Source organism: Bacillus sp. BS3(2021), assembly GCF_021043345.1.
Classification (GTDB): domain Bacteria; phylum Bacillota; class Bacilli; order Bacillales; family Bacillaceae; genus Bacillus; species Bacillus paralicheniformis.
Map to the genome: position 1 here is coordinate 223,135 of NZ_JAJNDM010000007.1, position 16,435 is coordinate 239,569.

The window sequence follows — 16,435 nt, forward strand, 5'->3', positions numbered from 1 at the left end:
AGAAATCCCCCTTTTTATTCGCCTTCAATACCGAAACGAATCATATCCAAAAACCGTTTTCGTTCTTCAAGAAGACGTCTGCTCCAGGCTGGATCATAATCGTTCTCAGCCGTTACTTTCGCTAGAAACTTTTGTTCAAAATGCCCCATCATGACCATGATGAGTTCGAACGCCTCTTCACGATCGACTCCTTTCCTCAACGGAACTTTCGCAAAAAGCTGTTTTAGAATACGATTTCTAACGGCAAATTGCTCCCCATACTTTGCGGCGATTTCTTCTTTTAATTCGGAAGGCGGCGAAAAAAAGGCTTCTTTCGTGAGCTTATATACATTTGGATAATCCGCGAAAAACTCAAGCTTAGCCAAACTTATTTTTTCTTTCGCTTCAAAAAAATCATGATAAGACGACAGGTCATCAAGGGAAAGGCGCGACTTTACCTTTTCAATACAATAATCGAGCACAGTTAAGTACAGAATTTTTTTGCTTTTAAAGTGATGAAAAATCAGCGCCTTTGAAATACCGGCCGCTTCCGCCAGCATTCCGGTCGAAGTCTTTGCATAGCCGTGCCGGGCAAAAACCTCCAAACAGGCATCGAGTATTTGTTCTTTTTCATAAAGCTGTAAAGGCATTGATCATCATTCCTTTTCATTATTGACCAATCGGTTAGTATAAATTGTAGCGCTTGCTGACCAGTCGGTCAATAAAATAAAACAAGAATAGGGTTTTAACATATGAATTTATTGGTAAAATGAAGGTGGAGCTTACAAAATATTCCGGGGTGAAAAGCCAATGCTGATGTTGGTGGTAAAGTTTATTTTGCTCTTTATTTTATGTTCCATTTCGTTTTCTTTATTTAAAGCATGTGTTTACACAGCGGGTAAAAAGCTGATTGACCGGACCGCAGAAGGATCGGCGCTCAACTGGACCTGCAGCGTATTCATCAAAAACGGCGTGGCCATGACGGGCGATGACTGCTTTGTCATGGCTGTTTCAGCGGCCTTGTTGGCCATTTATATATAAAAGCCTCAAACTTTCAATAAACAAACAAGGGTGACTAAGATGTGCGGCAGGTTTACGCTCTTTTCTGAATTTGATGAGATTATTGACCGTTTCGAGATTGATCAAATGACGGTTGAAGATTACAGCCCCAGTTATAACATCGCGCCTTCCCAGCGCATTCTCGCCGTCATCAGCGACGGTTCCCATAACCGGTTAGGGCGGCTGCGGTGGGGATTGATTCCGCCGTGGTCAAAGGATGAGAAAATCGGTTATAAAATGATCAATGCGCGCGCTGAGACTTTGGCTGAGAAGCCAAGCTTTCGAAAGCCGCTGATCAGACAAAGGTGTCTCATTCCGGCAGACAGTTTTTATGAGTGGAAGCGGACCGATGCAAAGACAAAGCGGCCGATGAGGATCAAGCTCAAAACAAATGGACTGTTTTCGTTTGCGGGGTTTTGGGAGAAGTGGCAGCCTGCCGGCGGCAAGCCCGTCTATACATGCACAATCATTACGACAATGCCCAACGATTTAATGAAAGATATTCATGATCGCATGCCCGTCATTCTTGATCGTCAAGCTGAAAAAGAATGGCTGAATCCGAAAAATCAAGACCTTGCATACTTAGAAAGCCTTTTAAAACCATATGCGTCAAAAGAGATGGAAGCGTATGAAGTCGCGCCTCTCGTCAATTCACCACATCAGAATTCTCCTGAGCTCATCAAAAAAGCCCCTTAAAAGGGGCTTTTGGGCGAGGCGGCCGGTCATCACGAGAGGAGCCGCGCCCACTTGATTCAAAAAACTAATGTTTCAGAAGATAAAATTCACTGCTGAAGCCGATGCCTTCCCAAAAACGCAGCGCCGATTGATTATCGATATCAACCGATACTTGAACGTGAGACACTTGATGCCTTTCAAACCAATCCATCATACGATCTGCAACAAGCTTTCCCAGCTTGTTTCTTCGATAGACCGGGGCTATGTACACTTCATCGATGTGCCCGCTCAGACAATCGCTGACCAAATCTTTCTTAATAGAGGCCAGCCCGTATCCGACCGCTTCTTGCCTCTCATTCACGACGGCAAAAACCGCTCCGTATGCAGATTGAACATATTGTTTCAGCTGCTGCTGTATCATTTGTCTATCTTGATCATCCAATGTGCAATCAGCCGTTTCCAATGCATTATCATTCCACAAATTAATCAGTTCAGCAACAAACTCAGGCTTCAGAGGGGCATCAAGCTGTTGAATATGTATGGTCATGGCGTTTCTCCCTGTGCAAGACTTTTCATCAACCACATTTTAAATTAGAATAATATGCAATACAAGGATTTTATTGCTAAAGAAAGGTGATGGTGAAATGGACAGCCGTACAGCGCGGGAAAAAGAACCGCCGCTTGTCAAAGCGTTCCATTATATCACGCTTGCCGGGATATTTCTTCTCATCATTCCATCCGGGTTCAATCCCGTTTATTTGAATGGGGGATTCATCCTGTTTGGACTGAACATCGGTGTGCGTTCATTCGTTCTTTTGAAGAAGAATAAAAAAGGAGAATTTATCTTTACGATCGCTACTTGTTTATTTTTGATCGGTTACAGCGCTGTCAGGCTTTATTTCATATCATAATAAAAAAGCAGGGTTTCCCTGCTTTTTAAACCAAATCCGCCGTTTTGAGCCCCCTGCATTTTTGCAGACCGTCAGAACGCAGACAATAAGCGGCCGTCTTTTTCTTATATTGTTTAACGACGTCTATATGATCATCGTATCTGTAAACCAACAGCTTCACAGCGTTTTTCCCTCTTTTTGTTTCGATAACAAACGGTGTCCCGGCGTTTTTCGGATTTACAAAAAGCGGCTCGTCTCCCGGGTAGATGTAATACCGCTCCATAAATACGGCCTCATTAAAGTTTTGAATAAATTGACTCTTGTCAGATCCCTCTAAACGCTCTCCTCCGAACGTCACTGTAACATTCGCTTCCTCAAGCTTAACATGAACTTGAAATTTGCCGGTCAGCCACTCTACGACACCGCTCGGAAGGCAAGTGACCAATATTTTAAAAAGACTGAAGATAACCAAAAAGGTTACAAAAAGCCATGTCACTCGATCATCTCCTCTTGTCTGAATTTTAAAGATGTCCTTGATTCATCCTATCATACAGGCAAAAGGATTTTATTGTACATTGTGTGAACAAGTGCAGCCCAGGTGAACATTCACCTTTAGTGATCCCCGCTCTGATGCTCTTCTTTTGGGATTTCAGAAGGAGCCTTCGGAACTTTCCGCAGCTGATGATTGACCACATCAGAGGAATAAAGTGTAACAACCATCGTTCCTCCATGCCGTTTCGCCCTGATCAAGACCGGTTGGTTATATTTATTTTGAAAGCGCAAATCAGGCCCGCCCCAGCTGACCGTCGCGTCGCGCCCCGGCGGAACATAAGGGACACGCCGGCTGTGGGAATAGCGCTGGACGATTTCCAGTCCTGCCCGGTCAACCGCATTAAACAATGTTGACGAAACCTGGCAAATGCCTCCGCCAACCCCTTCAGACAATTCGCCTCTCACGATCACCGGAGCCTTCATATACCCCTTGTCCGGCGTCCTCATACCGACAACTTTGTTAAATGAAAACGTCTCATTAGGAAACACAACATGATTGTCGATCGCTTTTGCCGCGAGTGAAATGTTGTGCGTCCTGCTTTTATTCCCGGAATTAAAATACGTCACATACTGACCGATCCGCTGTGTCCGGATATGGGAAAGCAGTTCGCTGTCCACTTTCGGGTAAATGTTCAATTCAGGCACTTCTATCGTGGACGGACCATCCCCATAAAAATACGCATAAAACTTCTCTCTAACCCCCTTCCTGGAAAGGCTGTAGCCAACCTTGCCGGGAACGATCCTTCCCTGATCATTGATCACGGCGTTGACGGGATCCTTGTGTACTTTCCGCTCAAGCCTGTCAACGAACTCGGCGTATTTTTTATCATCAATCAACGGTGTCCCGGGAAGCGGCATTGTAAAATCTTCACGGTTCACAACGGCCACTTTCTTCCCTTGCTGGGTGATCGTTAAGCTGTCAGAATGTCCCGCAGGCTGCGCTAATAATAAAAGTCCAGTCATCCAAATTTTCAGCATAAGTCGATGTACCTCCCGCTATTAGTATGAACAGGAGATGATATTTGATGTACTGGACGTATGATGCTTTCATGATGATCTATATTTTCTGATTGAAAACGTACACTAATGGAAAGAAGCTAAAATAAGTAAAAGCATGCATTAAACCTGTTTATTTTCATTGATTCCTTTTCTTTTTAGCCTGACTAACATTATGGTGGTGGCTATCAGGATTATCAAAAAAGTGATGCCTGAGTACAGGAACCCAACTAGCTCTATGCCATTAAATTTGTACGTCAAATAACTGCCGATAAAAAAGATTGTCCCCAGCAGGGAAAATGAATTCAATCGATTCACAATTTTTTTGACCATTTTTTTAAAACCTCCCGAAAGGAACAATGACTTCTTAGGCACTGACCGACTGCTCATTCTTTATAAAATATATGCCCTTCTCTTTGAGAAGAGCGTACCGTTACTTGTTCTGTTGATTTTCTTTCTTTTCTTTTAAAGTGAGATTTAAAAAGAGAAGAGCCAATAAGATGAAAGCAATGTTCACCAACCAGGACTTCCAGCTGGACGCAGGGTCAGAAATTGTACCGAGCAGATGTATAATAGATGAAAATGATAAAAGCAAAAACATTAGTTTGTTGTGCGACATAATTGTTTAACCTTTCTGTTAAAAATCCAGGTTCCAATTATACCACAATGGATTAAAGTAGTAATTATATGTCATCGCAAGTTAAAATAAAAAGAGGCTCTCAAAAGAGCCTCTTTTCCTTGATATATCAGCGTTTTGGACGCTGGGCTTACATCATTCCACCCATACCGCCCATGCCGCCCATGTCAGGCATTCCTGCGCCGCCTTTGTTTTCTTCAGGCTTGTCGGCAACAACTGCTTCAGTTGTCAGGAACATAGCCGCTACAGATGCTGCGTTTTGCAGAGCTGAGCGTGTTACTTTTGTAGGGTCAACGATACCTTTGTCGATCATGTTCACCCATTCGCCTGTTGCAGCGTTGTAGCCTACACCAATAGCTTCGCCTTTCAGGCGCTCAACGATGACAGATCCTTCAAGACCCGCATTGTGCGCGATTTGACGGATTGGTTCTTCAAGAGCGCGAAGAACGATGTTGATACCAGTCAGTTCGTCGCCTTCAGCTTCAAGGGCAGCTACTTTATTGTAAACATTGACAAGAGCTGTACCACCGCCTGATACGATTCCTTCTTCTACCGCAGCGCGAGTAGAGTTCAGGGCGTCTTCGATGCGAAGCTTGCGTTCTTTCAATTCTGTTTCAGTCGCAGCGCCGACTTTGATGACAGCTACGCCGCCTGCAAGCTTAGCTAGGCGCTCTTGTAATTTTTCTTTATCGAACTCAGAAGTTGTTTCTTCAACTTGAGCGCGGATTTGGTTGACGCGTGCCGCGATTTGCTCTGTATCTCCCGCACCTTCAACGATTGTTGTGTTTTCTTTTGTCACAACAACTTTAGAAGCGCGTCCCAATTGGTTGATTTGAGTTGATTTAAGGTCAAGACCTAAATCTTCTGTGATCACTTCGGCACCTGTCAGGATCGAGATGTCTTCGAGCATCGCTTTGCGGCGGTCTCCGAATCCAGGCGCTTTAACAGCCACTGCGTTGAATGTTCCGCGAAGCTTGTTGACAACCAATGTTGCAAGAGCCTCACCTTCAACGTCTTCAGCAATCAGAAGCAACGGTTTGCCTTGCTGAACAACTTGCTCAAGCACCGGCAGGATTTCTTGAATGTTTGTGATTTTTTTGTCTGTTACTAAGATGTACGGGTTCTCAAGAACCGCTTCCATCTTATCGGAATCTGTCACCATGTAAGGAGACGCATATCCGCGGTCAAACTGCATACCTTCAACCACTTCAAGCTCTGTTGTGAATCCTTTTGATTCTTCGATCGTGATGACACCGTCGTTGCCGACGCGCTCCATCGCTTCAGCGATCAGGCTTCCGACTTCTTCGTCAGCAGCGGAGATTGAAGCAACTTGTGCGATTGATTCTTTGCCTTCGATTGGTTTGGAGATTTCTTTCAGGCTTTCAACCGCTACAGCCACAGCCTGCTCGATACCTTTGCGCACGCCTACAGGGTTAGCGCCGGCAGTTACGTTTTTAAGACCTTCGCGAATCATCGCTTGAGCTAGAACTGTCGCTGTTGTTGTACCGTCACCGGCAACATCGTTTGTTTTGCTCGCAACTTCAGCAACAAGCTTTGCGCCCATGTTTTCGAACGCGTCTTCAAGCTCGATTTCTTTCGCGATGGTAACACCGTCGTTTGTGATTAATGGAGAACCGAATTTTTTCTCAAGAACGACGTTGCGTCCTTTAGGTCCCAAAGTTACCTTTACAGCATCCGCCAATGCATCTACACCGCGCAGCATTGAACGGCGGGCTTCTTCGCTAAACTTAATATCTTTTGCCATGTTATTCGAACCTCCTATATAATTGTCTCGTTTTTATTTATGACTTAGCCGATAACAGCTAAAATGTCGCTTTCACGCAAGATTAAGTAGTCAGTACCTTCATATTTCACTTCGGTACCTGCATATTTTGAGAAGATGATGCGGTCGCCTGTTTTAACTTCTAATGCAACGCGCTCTCCGCTCTCTAACACACGGCCTGAACCGGCTGCAACCACTTTACCCTCTTGTGGTTTTTCTTTTGCGGAGTCAGGAAGTACGATTCCGCTGGCAGTTTTTTCTTCAGACTCAACGAGCTCAATGACAACGCGATCACCTAATGGCTTTAACAATGAAACAACCTCCTCAATATTTTCATATGTAATTTTAGCACTCGCACTCGGTGAGTGCTAACACAATTCTTATAATAAAGAATCTCCCAGGCAATTTCAAGTGATAAGGTCAAATTTTTTTGCGCTTACATTTCTCCGCATGTCCTTATCATCCTATAATTTAAAAAGAGTGTGTTACAATAAACATAGTCTGAATTAGATTTTTAGAAAAGGAGTACATAAAGCTTGAGAAAACAATACTGGTTTATTATATTGGCATACGTTCTCATGCAATTGTCGGCCGCTGTCGGCTTGCCTCTTCTTTACTTTTTGGGAGTGGGCAAAGGACAGCCAAAGGCTGAAGCCCAGCTTACATTGACAGGCGTCTGGTCTGTCATCGCGTTTACCCTCTGTCTCGTTATCGTGCTGCTGATTTTGCGGACGGTGCCGAAGACGACGCTTCGCAACCGCCCGAAAGCATCGGTTGGAGCGTCAATCGGATGGGCGGTAGCCGGCGTTTTTCTCGCTTTGTTTTCGCAGTCAATTGCCGCTTCGATCGAAATGTACTTGTTCGGGGTCAACCCGGAATCGGAAAATACGCAGCGGATCATGGAAATCATCACCGCATTGCCGCTGATGGTGTTTGTCTCTTCTGTATTCGGACCGATTCTTGAAGAAATCATTTTCAGAAAGATCATTTTCGGTGCAATCTATGAGAAAACGAATTTTTTCATTGCCGCTTTGTTCAGTTCGGTGCTCTTCTCGGTCGTCCATTTGGATTTCAGCCATCTGCTCATTTATACAGCAATGGGATTCACATTCTCCTTTTTATATGTCAGAACCAACCGGATTATCGTGCCTATTTTCGCCCATGTCGCCATGAATACGCTCGTCGTCTTACTGCAGACATTCCGGGAGCCTATTGAAGAATATTTGAAACACGTCGAGAAAATGCAAATGATTATTGGAGGATTTCTATGATGAGAAGCCCTAAATTCTGGGGAGCGATTTATTTATTAACGGGTGTGCTGTTTACATATCTGGCGGCAACCTCGCCCGGAAGCATGTGGTCTTTTTACACGATCCTGCTGATGCTTTTCGCAGCCTATAATATCAGCATTTCCTTTAAAATGTTCGCCCTGGCCGGCAAGATGAAACGAAAAGATCAATAGCCTTTTTTGTGAAGGAAAAGAGCCATTCTGAAAAAGAATGGCTCTTATTTAGTATGGTCGTTCAAAAACGCTTGATTTTCCTCTTGAATCATTGTTTTTTGCGCCTGCCTGTAGGATATTCTTGAAATCACGATACTGATTTCATAAAGAATGAGCAATGGCACTGAGACCATTAAATGCGACAAAAGCTCAGGCGGTGTAATGAGGGCCGCGATGACGAACAACACAAAATATGCGTATTTTCTGATTTTCGCCAAAAACATCGGCGTCACGAGGCCGAGCCTTGTGATAAACATGATGACCACAGGCATCTGAAACAATAAGCCAAAAGGAAGCGTCAACTGAAGCAGAAACTGAAAATATTCGTGTATTCCGATGACCTGGTTGACATTCAGATCATCTGAGACTCTCGTCATAAAGTCCACGACAAACGGAAATAAAATAAAGTAAGAAAAGGCAATGCCGCCTAAAAAAAGAATAATCGATATCGGAATATAGCTGAGCGTCACTTTTCGTTCCTTTTCATACAGCCCCGGGCTAATGAAAGCCCACAGCTGGTATAAAACAAGCGGCGAAGTCAAGACGGCGCCGATGATGAACGCGAACTGCACGTACACAAATAAAGGATCGGTCAGCTTGAACGCGTTGAGCGTCAGCAGCTTTGCTTCATCCGTCTGCTGCAGATAGATAATCAGCGGCTTTGCCAATAAAAAGCCTGCCACAACAAATAAAACAAAAAAGAAAAAAGTGATCACAAGCCGTCTGCGTAGTTCTGTGATATGTTCTATCAGCGACATTTCTCTTTCCTTCATAAATGTCATCCTATCCTACTGATCTTCTTTCTTTTTATCGGAATCGTCGTCAGCCAAACCTTTTGTCGCATTCTTAAACTCCCTCAGCGTGTTTCCCGCCGCTCTTCCCAGCTCGGGAAGTTTTTTCGGGCCGAATATCAAAAGCGCCACCACGACAATTAAAATAAAGCTTCCAGGACCGATTGGCATAAAGCCTGCCCCCTTTCCTTTATTTTTCGTTTTCCGTTTTACTTTTCCTGCATTGAATAATGTTTCATGAAATACACCAGCGACTGAAGTTCAACCGCCAAATCTATATGATGAATGCGAATGTGTTCCGGCACATTCAAGCGGGCCGGCGTGAAATTAAGAATGCCTTTAATGCCAAGCTCCACCAGCCTGTCTGTAATCGACTGTGCGGCTTGAGCCGGTACCGTCAAAATGGCGACGGGGATATCATCCGTCATATGCTCTTCAAGTCTATTCAGATCATAGACGGGAACACCGCCGACCTCGGTTCCGATTTTTTCCTCATTGATGTCAAACGCCATGGCGATTTTTGTATTATTATTTTTGATAAAATTGTAATGGAGAAAGGCTGTCCCCAAATTCCCCACGCCAATGAGCGTTACGTTCGTCATTTCATCCTGATCAAGCGTCTTTCTGAAAAAGGACAGCAAATAATTGACATTGTAGCCGTATCCTTTTTTTCCGAGCGCGCCGAAGTACGAGAAGTCCCTGCGGATGGTCGCAGAATCGACTTTGACGGCATCGCTCAGCTCAGCGGAAGATACACGCTGTTTTCCGGATGCATGAAGGTTTTTTAAAAAACGATAATATAATGGCAACCGTTTCGCTGTCGCTTGCGGAATTTTTGAATGATCCATGTTCATAAACTAATCCTCCATGTCTACATCAGCTTTTTCCCTTTTATAGTCACCGTTTTTCCCACCTGTCTTTTCGAGAAGAAAGGTCGGTCCTATCACCATTCCCTTATCCGCCGCTTTGCACATGTCATATACGGTCAGCGCACATACGGAGGCCGAAGTTAACGCTTCCATTTCCACACCTGTGCTCCCTTTGGTCTTCACTTTAGATTGAATATGCAGGATGCTCTTCTGTTCTTTCTCCTCCCAGCGAAAGGCGATGTCGACTCCTTTCAGAGCGATCGGATGGCACATCGGGATGATGGCGGATGTCTGTTTTGCGGCCATGATTCCGGCCACTTGCGCCACCGCCAATACATCGCCCTTTCCGATTTCCCGGTTTTTGATTTTTTCATGTACTGTTCGATTCATAGACACGCTTGAAACAGCCGCAGCTGTACGTACTGAAGCTTCCTTTTCGCTTATATCAACCATCTTGGCTCTGCCTTGTTCATTAAAATGTGTAAACTCATTCATGTTCTGAACTCTCCTTATAACGATCATACACTATTTTTTTCATTCTGTCTTTTTCTTTGGCTAAAATCTTCCAGACTTCACTTAATTGTTTGCTGACTGCGCAGTGATAGGCTACACTTAAAATAGCAGACAAGAGGTGAAAGATCATGATGATTTTACAAGTGAACCAACTTTCAAAATCGTTTGGAGCCGATACGATTTTAACGAATATAAAACTCGAAGTCAGATCTCGGGACCGGATTGCGATCGTCGGACGCAACGGCGCCGGAAAATCGACTCTTCTAAAGATTATCGCAGGAAAACTTTCATATGAAAAGGGGGACATCATCAAGCCGAAAGATTTGACGATGGGCTACCTTGACCAGCATTCCGGCCTCGATTCCAAGCTGACGCTCAAAGAGGAATTGCTGTCGGTATTTGATTTTCTAAAAAAAATGGAAAAAGAAATGCGCGCGATCGAGGAAAAGATGGCGCAGGCCGGACCGGACATGCTTGAATCATTGATGAAGACGTATGACAGGCTTCAGCAGGAGTTCAAGGACAAAGGCGGCTACCAATATGAGGCAGAGGTCAGATCCGTCATGCACGGGCTCGGCTTTGCGGGATTTGACGACTCCGTCCGCGTCCAGGACTTAAGCGGAGGTCAAAAAACAAGGCTTGCCCTCGGAAAAATGCTTTTGACAAAACCCGACCTCCTCATTTTGGACGAACCGACAAACCACTTGGATATCGATACCCTGACATGGCTTGAACAATATTTGCAAAATTACAGCGGAGCGATTTTAATCGTTTCCCATGACAGGTACTTTCTTGACAAAGTGGTTACCCAAGTTTACGAGATCAGCCGGTCCCAAAGCAAAAAATATACCGGGAACTACAGCTCTTATCTCCAATTAAAAGCCGAACAGCTGGAAAAGGAAACAAAGCTTTATGAAAAGCAGCAGGACGAAATCGCCAAGCTGCAGGAGTTCGTCGACCGGAATCTGGCTAGAGCTTCGACGACGAAACGGGCGCAGAGCAGACGAAAGCAGCTTGAACGGATGGAGATCATGGACAAACCGCTCGGAGATGAAAAGTCGGCGTCTTTCCGCTTTGAAATTACAAGGCAAAGCGGAAACGATGTACTGCGGGTGGAAGACTTGACAGTAAGCTATCAGGAGCAGCCCCCGCTTCTCCGTTCATTGAACTTTCACATCACCCGCGGGGAAAGCGTTGCACTGGTCGGACCGAACGGAATCGGCAAGTCAACCCTTTTAAAAGCATTGATTCAAAAGCTGCAGCCGGTATCAGGAACAATCGCGACAGGCTCCCATGTCTCAATCGGCTACTATGACCAGGAACAGGCTGAATTGACGTCGTCAAAACGCGTGCTTGACGAGCTTTGGGACGATTATCCGGAAATGAATGAAAAGGATATCCGGACCTGCCTCGGCAACTTCCTGTTTTCGGGAGAAGACGTATTAAAACCTGTACACGCGTTAAGCGGCGGCGAAAAAGCAAGGCTTGCCCTCGCCAAGCTGATGCTCCAAAAAGCGAACTTCCTTATTCTTGATGAGCCGACAAACCATCTCGACCTGGACAGCAAGGAAGTCTTGGAGAACGCTTTGATCGATTACCCGGGAACGATATTATTTGTGTCCCATGACCGCTATTTTATCAACCGGATCGCGACAAAAGTACTGGAGCTTTCCCGCGACAAAGCAGAAGAATATTTAGGCGACTACGATTATTACACAGAAAAAAAAGCGCAGCAGCTTGAACTGAAAGAACTAGAAAAACAGACGGAAGAGCATCAGAAAAACGCTTCCGAAAAACCTGGCGCAAAAAAGAGCTATGAAGAAGAAAAAGAGCTGAAAAGAAAAGAACGCCAGCGGCAGCGCAGGATTGAAGAAATCGAAACAAGAATTACGGACATTGAAGAACAGATCGAAAAAAATGAAGAGCTCCTGTGTGACCCCGCCGTCTTCCAAGACCATGAGAAGGTCCAGGAAATCCACTCTGAAAATGAACGGCTAAATGAGGAGCTTGAACAACTGTTAACAGAATGGGAAACACTCTCTACAAATGAATAAAGGATGAACCGCTCCAAGCCGGAGCGGTTTTTTTGTCCACAATTAAAATCCTTTATTTAAAAGAAAGAAAGCGATTTACCCACAATATCCACAAAAAACATAATATTTATACACATTATTAACAGGTAAAAAAGGTCTGTAAATTAAGGTTTTTAACATTATACACAAGACTGTGGATATATGTTAATAACCTGTTAATAACTATTCCCGGGCAAAAAAACCTCACAGAGCGTGAGGTTTTAATAAGACGTCAGATCTAAGCCGGGCTGACCGTTCATATCATATTTTCCTCTGATTCCTTTTTCAAAAGCAACCGTACCTGCGGCGGCCATCATCGCGGCATTGTCCGTACACAGCGAAAGCGGCGGGATCAAAAGCTCAATCTCCGGATGGCTGCTGAACGTTTTTTCAAGCGCCGCTCTCAACCCTTTGTTTGCAGCAACTCCTCCGGCAAGCAGCACCTGTTTGACGCCATAAGCTTTCGCAGCGCGTTCCGTTTTTGTGACGAGGACATCAATGACGCTTTCCTGAAAGCTGGCTGACAAATCTTCCGGAGCTATCGTTTCACCTTTTTGTGAAGCCTTGTGAAGCGTGTTGATGACTGCGGACTTCAATCCGCTGAAGCTGAAATGATAAGAGCCTTCTTCAAGCCATGCGCGCGGCAGCGGCACATTTGCCTCGCCTTTTTGCGCAAGTTTGTCGATGTGAGGTCCTCCCGGATAAGGAAGCCCCATCGTTCTCGCCACTTTGTCATAGGCTTCGCCTGCCGCATCGTCGAGCGTCTCTCCAATGACTTCAAATGAGCCGTGCTCTTTCATATATACGAGTTCGGTGTGGCCGCCTGAGACGACAAGGGCAATCGCCGGAAACTGAATGTCCTGAACAAGTCTGTTGGCATAGATGTGACCGGCAATGTGATGGACGCCTACGAGCGGTATGCCCCGGGCAAAACTGAGCGCTTTCGCGGCATTCACGCCGATCAATAAAGCGCCGACAAGCCCCGGTCCTTCCGTTACTGCGATGGCATCAATGTCATCAAATGTCATGTCCGCTTGTGCAAAGGCTTCCTCAAGCACGATCGTCATCTGTTCCACGTGATGCCTTGATGCGATCTCGGGAACAACGCCGCCAAACCGTTTATGACTCTCGATTTGCGACGCTACGACATTTGAAATGATATCCGTTCCGTTTTTGACAATCGCGGCGGCCGTCTCATCACAGCTTGTTTCGATTCCTAATACATACAGATCTTTTTTATGATTCATTTAGTCTCACCCACATTAATAATGCATCTTCCCCATTATCGGTATAATAATTTTTGCGAATTCCTCCCGGCTCAAAGCCGAGCTTTTTGTATAAGCTTTGTGCAATATGATTCGATACCCTTACCTCTAAAGAAAGCTGAACCGCCTTTTTCATCCGGCAAAGCTTCATCGCGGCTTTCAAAAGAGCTTCTCCTAAACGGCGGCCCCGATATGCAGGTGAAACGGCAATGTTGGTGATCTGGGCATCATCCATGACGATCCAAATCCCGCAGTAGCCGACAACTTGCTCCTCAACTTCGAGAACGAGGTAATGAGCATACATATTGTGAAAAAGCTCATGATGAAAAGATTCTTTTTTCCACGGAGAAGAAAAAGAGCTTTTTTCAATTTCAAAAACCTGGTCCAAATCTTTTGGATTCATATCGCGTATGACCATTTGCGTGTTCATGGCTTCACCAGTTTACTTTTGTTTTTCAAGCCAGACGGCCTCGGCTTCGGCCAGACGAATATAGTTTGGAACAACGCTGTGCACAGGCTCGGCCTCTTTAAGTTCTCCGATTAAAGCCAATTCTGAAGGTCGTGGAAGCTGCAGGGCAGGGCCAGAAATGACCGCTTGTTCACCGAGAATCTGTTCGATCATCTCCTGATGAATCTCTGTGTCACTTCCTATGAAAAGGACTTGCTGATCCATGGCTTTCAGTTTTTTAAGCCAATCCTCAAGCAGAATGTTTTGGTCCTCTTCCAAGCCATGCAGTTTACCGTCCCTATACTGGTATAGTCCCGTATAAACCTGACCGCGTCTGGCATCAAACAACGGACAAATCAAGCCTTGGAAAAAACGGCCGTTTGCCGCCAGCACTTCAAGGCTTGAAACGGTTTTAATCGGAATATTTAATGACCATGCAAGCGTTTTTGCAATCGTAACACCGATCCGCACGCCTGTATATGAACCCGGACCTTTGGCAACTGCAATTTGGGTCAGGTCATTCGGCTCTAAACCGCACTCTTTAAGGAGTTCGTCGATCGCCGGCATAGCTCTGACTGAATGGTTTTTCTTTAAGTGGGATATATGCTCGGCTATCACTTTTCCGTCTTTAACTAATGCCACGCCGAGCGTTAAATTGGATGTATCAATCGCAAGTATCGTCATGTTTGCTGATCTCCTCGCAAAGATTTTCGTAGCGGCTGCCTTTAGGGGTAAAGGTCAGCTTTCGTTCATCATCGCCAAGCCGCTTAATGACCACCTCTAGGCGCTCTTTCGGAAGCTGCTCCTCAATCAAATGCGCCCATTCCACAAGGCAGACGCCGTCTCCCTCAAAATATTCATCTAATCCGAGATCTTCCGTTTCATCTTCCATTCTGTAAACATCCATATGAAACAGCGGAAGAGAGCCGTCCCGGTATTCTTTGATAATGGTAAAAGTCGGGCTGCTGACAACCCGCTTGATTCCGAGCCCTTCGGCAAATCCTTTTGTAAAAGTCGTTTTGCCTGCTCCAAGGTCGCCCTCCAATGTGATGACATCACCGGGCAGAACATACTTTGCTGCCAGTCTGGCAATGTTTTTTGTCTCTTCAGGCTCTGTCGTTTTCCACTCTAACGTTTTCACTTTACTTGTCACCTGTCTTATTTAAAATGGTTATATCCTTTTTTTTCGAGAAGAACGCGGTCCTGTCCATTATGATAAAACACGTCCGCCTGCCCTTGTTGTGTGACGCGGCCGATTTGATAAACCGGCACATGACGTTCAGAGCATTCCTGACTAAAACGTTCCCATTGATCATTAGAAATCGTACCGACGAGTTCAAAATCCTCGCCGCCGAAAAGGACCCACTCTTCCCATTTTGTGTGCAGTGTATGTAAATCCGAATGGACCGGAATCATCTCTTTATATATGTCAATGGAAACACGGCTCGCTTCGGCAATTTCATTTAATTCGCTGGCAAGCCCGTCGCTGATATCATTAAGTGCCACATGATGATAGCCTGAACAGAGCAAACCTGCCTCAACCCTCGGCAAAGGCCTCTTGTGCCGCTCTATAAAATATTGAGACTGCTTCTCGTCTTTCATCTCTGCTTGGCCCAATATAAAAGCCAGACCGGCAGCAGATGAGCCAAGTTCTCCCGTCACAAAAACGACATCCCCGGGTTCGGCATGGCTTCTTAAACAAGTTCTGCCCTTTTCAATCTCGCCGATTACTGTTACGGTCAAAACGAGCGGCCCGTTGGCAGATACGGTGTCACCGCCGATTAAGTCCATTTGATATAGTGTCGCCAGTTTATTCATTTCTTCATACATGGCTTCAATATCCACCGCGTGCCAGCCGGAAGGAACAGCAATGGACACAAGATAATACTTGGGGCTGCCTCCCATCGCGGCAATATCACTAATATTCACAGCCAATGCTTTATATCCGATATCGGCAGGCGATGAATGGGATGATAAAAAATGAATACCGTCGACCATCGTATCGACCGCAACAATCTCCTGATAACCGTTCTTTGTATGATAAACAGCGGCATCGTCCCCAATACCGATCTCTATTTCTCGGTGAAAAAGCGAACGGGGCGTAATCCTTTGAATCAATTCAAATTCGTCCATAAGATCATTTGCTCCTTTGCTGTTGCAACCAATCAAAACACTATCATTAGTTTATCGAATTCTCACCAATTATCCAAGAAATAAAGAAACTCGGCAAACATTGTGAAAAACGCCGATGAAGCCAAGTTTTCAGCATAGACCTGAAAGAAGACATAAAAAAAAACGAAAACCTCAAAGATTTCGTTTGTGTACAACATGGCGGTCCGGACGGGACTCGAACCCGCGACCTCCTGCGTGACAGGCAGGCATTCTAACCAACTGAACTACCGGAC

The 16,435-nt window shown here is 45.2% G+C and carries 21 protein-coding genes; 6 read left to right on the forward strand and 15 right to left on the reverse strand.

From position 1 onward, the window contains the following. Nucleotides 1-14: 14 nt before the first annotated feature. On the reverse strand, nt 15-629 hold the full coding sequence (locus LQ247_RS16755) for a TetR/AcrR family transcriptional regulator (RefSeq protein WP_026578969.1): 615 nt from the start codon (nt 627-629) through the stop codon (nt 15-17). A 160-nt stretch (nt 630-789) separates the two neighbouring features. On the opposite strand from LQ247_RS16755, the gene LQ247_RS16760 reads away from it, so the two are divergent. Beyond that, nucleotides 790-1,020 (forward strand): hypothetical protein, encoded by a 231-nt coding sequence (locus tag LQ247_RS16760; protein WP_020450373.1) that lies wholly within the window; start codon nt 790-792, stop codon nt 1,018-1,020. A gap of 39 nt (nt 1,021-1,059) precedes the next feature. Then, nucleotides 1,060-1,734 carry an SOS response-associated peptidase gene (locus LQ247_RS16765; protein WP_231006315.1) on the forward strand — a complete coding sequence of 225 codons (675 nt, stop codon included), beginning with the start codon at nt 1,060-1,062 and terminating at the stop codon, nt 1,732-1,734. Between the two features lie 64 nt (nt 1,735-1,798). Here the strand turns inward: LQ247_RS16765 and LQ247_RS16770 are convergent, their stop codons facing one another. Then, complete coding sequence (locus tag LQ247_RS16770) at nt 1,799-2,260, reverse strand: GNAT family N-acetyltransferase (RefSeq protein WP_095323735.1); 462 nt, start codon at nt 2,258-2,260, stop codon at nt 1,799-1,801. A gap of 97 nt (nt 2,261-2,357) precedes the next feature. On the opposite strand from LQ247_RS16770, the gene LQ247_RS16775 reads away from it, so the two are divergent. After that, nucleotides 2,358-2,624, forward strand: coding sequence for a hypothetical protein (locus LQ247_RS16775; RefSeq protein ID WP_105980748.1), 267 nt, complete (start codon nt 2,358-2,360; stop codon nt 2,622-2,624). 25 nt (nt 2,625-2,649) lie between these two features. Here the strand turns inward: LQ247_RS16775 and LQ247_RS16780 are convergent, their stop codons facing one another. The 4 genes from LQ247_RS16780 to groES form a co-directional block, all read right to left on the reverse strand. Further along, nucleotides 2,650-3,099 carry a YfmQ family protein gene (locus LQ247_RS16780; protein ID WP_020450370.1) on the reverse strand — a complete coding sequence of 150 codons (450 nt, stop codon included), beginning with the start codon at nt 3,097-3,099 and terminating at the stop codon, nt 2,650-2,652. A gap of 116 nt (nt 3,100-3,215) precedes the next feature. After that, the gene (locus LQ247_RS16785; RefSeq protein ID WP_231006317.1) at nt 3,216-4,133 is read right to left on the reverse strand and encodes a VanW family protein; all 918 of its coding nucleotides are present in this window, start codon (nt 4,131-4,133) and stop codon (nt 3,216-3,218) included. A gap of 785 nt (nt 4,134-4,918) precedes the next feature. Beyond that, nucleotides 4,919-6,553, reverse strand: a complete 1,635-nt coding sequence (gene groL / locus LQ247_RS16790) for a chaperonin GroEL (RefSeq protein ID WP_020450334.1) — start codon at nt 6,551-6,553, stop codon at nt 4,919-4,921. A gap of 44 nt (nt 6,554-6,597) precedes the next feature. After that, a complete protein-coding gene (gene groES / locus LQ247_RS16795) occupies nt 6,598-6,882 on the reverse strand; it encodes a co-chaperone GroES (RefSeq protein ID WP_003179248.1) in 285 nt (94 codons plus the stop codon). Nucleotides 6,883-7,107: 225 nt separating this feature from the next. On the opposite strand from groES, the gene LQ247_RS16800 reads away from it, so the two are divergent. Both LQ247_RS16800 and LQ247_RS16805 read left to right on the forward strand, forming a co-directional pair. Continuing rightward, entirely contained in the window at nt 7,108-7,842 is a 735-nt protein-coding gene (locus LQ247_RS16800; RefSeq protein ID WP_020450333.1) for a CPBP family intramembrane glutamic endopeptidase, read from the forward strand. Further along, nucleotides 7,842-8,033 carry a YdiK family protein gene (locus tag LQ247_RS16805; RefSeq protein ID WP_023855536.1) on the forward strand — a complete coding sequence of 64 codons (192 nt, stop codon included), beginning with the start codon at nt 7,842-7,844 and terminating at the stop codon, nt 8,031-8,033. The genes LQ247_RS16800 and LQ247_RS16805 overlap by 1 nt, the downstream gene beginning before the upstream one ends. 44 nt (nt 8,034-8,077) lie before the next feature. Here the strand turns inward: LQ247_RS16805 and tatC are convergent, their stop codons facing one another. From tatC to moaC, 4 genes are read right to left on the reverse strand one after another with little or no spacing between them, the layout of a single operon-like run. Beyond that, on the reverse strand, nt 8,078-8,854 hold the full coding sequence (tatC, locus tag LQ247_RS16810; RefSeq protein ID WP_095293002.1) for a twin-arginine translocase subunit TatC: 777 nt from the start codon (nt 8,852-8,854) through the stop codon (nt 8,078-8,080). A gap of 6 nt (nt 8,855-8,860) precedes the next feature. Next, a complete protein-coding gene (locus LQ247_RS16815) occupies nt 8,861-9,034 on the reverse strand; it encodes a twin-arginine translocase TatA/TatE family subunit (RefSeq protein ID WP_020450330.1) in 174 nt (57 codons plus the stop codon). 38 nt (nt 9,035-9,072) lie between these two features. Then, nucleotides 9,073-9,717 carry a redox-sensing transcriptional repressor Rex gene (locus LQ247_RS16820; protein ID WP_020450329.1) on the reverse strand — a complete coding sequence of 215 codons (645 nt, stop codon included), beginning with the start codon at nt 9,715-9,717 and terminating at the stop codon, nt 9,073-9,075. 3 nt (nt 9,718-9,720) lie between these two features. After that, nucleotides 9,721-10,227 carry a cyclic pyranopterin monophosphate synthase MoaC gene (gene moaC / locus LQ247_RS16825; protein WP_026578974.1) on the reverse strand — a complete coding sequence of 169 codons (507 nt, stop codon included), beginning with the start codon at nt 10,225-10,227 and terminating at the stop codon, nt 9,721-9,723. Nucleotides 10,228-10,373: 146 nt separating this feature from the next. Between moaC and LQ247_RS16830 the strand changes: the two genes are divergently transcribed. Further along, nucleotides 10,374-12,299: an ABC-F family ATP-binding cassette domain-containing protein gene (locus tag LQ247_RS16830; RefSeq protein ID WP_026578975.1), complete on the forward strand. Its 1,926-nt coding sequence runs from the start codon at nt 10,374-10,376 to the stop codon at nt 12,297-12,299. 239 nt (nt 12,300-12,538) lie between these two features. Here the strand turns inward: LQ247_RS16830 and tsaD are convergent, their stop codons facing one another. The 5 genes from tsaD to thiL are packed head-to-tail and all read right to left on the reverse strand — an operon-like array spanning nt 12,539 to nt 16,163. Continuing rightward, a complete protein-coding gene (gene tsaD / locus LQ247_RS16835; protein WP_231006319.1) occupies nt 12,539-13,564 on the reverse strand; it encodes a tRNA (adenosine(37)-N6)-threonylcarbamoyltransferase complex transferase subunit TsaD in 1,026 nt (341 codons plus the stop codon). Then, a complete protein-coding gene (rimI, locus tag LQ247_RS16840; RefSeq protein ID WP_023855532.1) occupies nt 13,554-14,012 on the reverse strand; it encodes a ribosomal protein S18-alanine N-acetyltransferase in 459 nt (152 codons plus the stop codon). The genes tsaD and rimI overlap by 11 nt, the downstream gene beginning before the upstream one ends. A 12-nt stretch (nt 14,013-14,024) precedes the next feature. Continuing rightward, on the reverse strand, nt 14,025-14,714 hold the full coding sequence (tsaB, locus tag LQ247_RS16845; protein WP_023855531.1) for a tRNA (adenosine(37)-N6)-threonylcarbamoyltransferase complex dimerization subunit type 1 TsaB: 690 nt from the start codon (nt 14,712-14,714) through the stop codon (nt 14,025-14,027). After that, complete coding sequence (gene tsaE / locus LQ247_RS16850) at nt 14,695-15,171, reverse strand: tRNA (adenosine(37)-N6)-threonylcarbamoyltransferase complex ATPase subunit type 1 TsaE (protein WP_020450323.1); 477 nt, start codon at nt 15,169-15,171, stop codon at nt 14,695-14,697. Before tsaE ends, tsaB begins: the two co-directional genes overlap by 20 nt. Before the next feature lie 17 nt (nt 15,172-15,188). Next, on the reverse strand, nt 15,189-16,163 hold the full coding sequence (thiL, locus tag LQ247_RS16855; RefSeq protein ID WP_020450322.1) for a thiamine-phosphate kinase: 975 nt from the start codon (nt 16,161-16,163) through the stop codon (nt 15,189-15,191). Between the last annotated feature and the right edge of the window lie 272 nt (nt 16,164-16,435).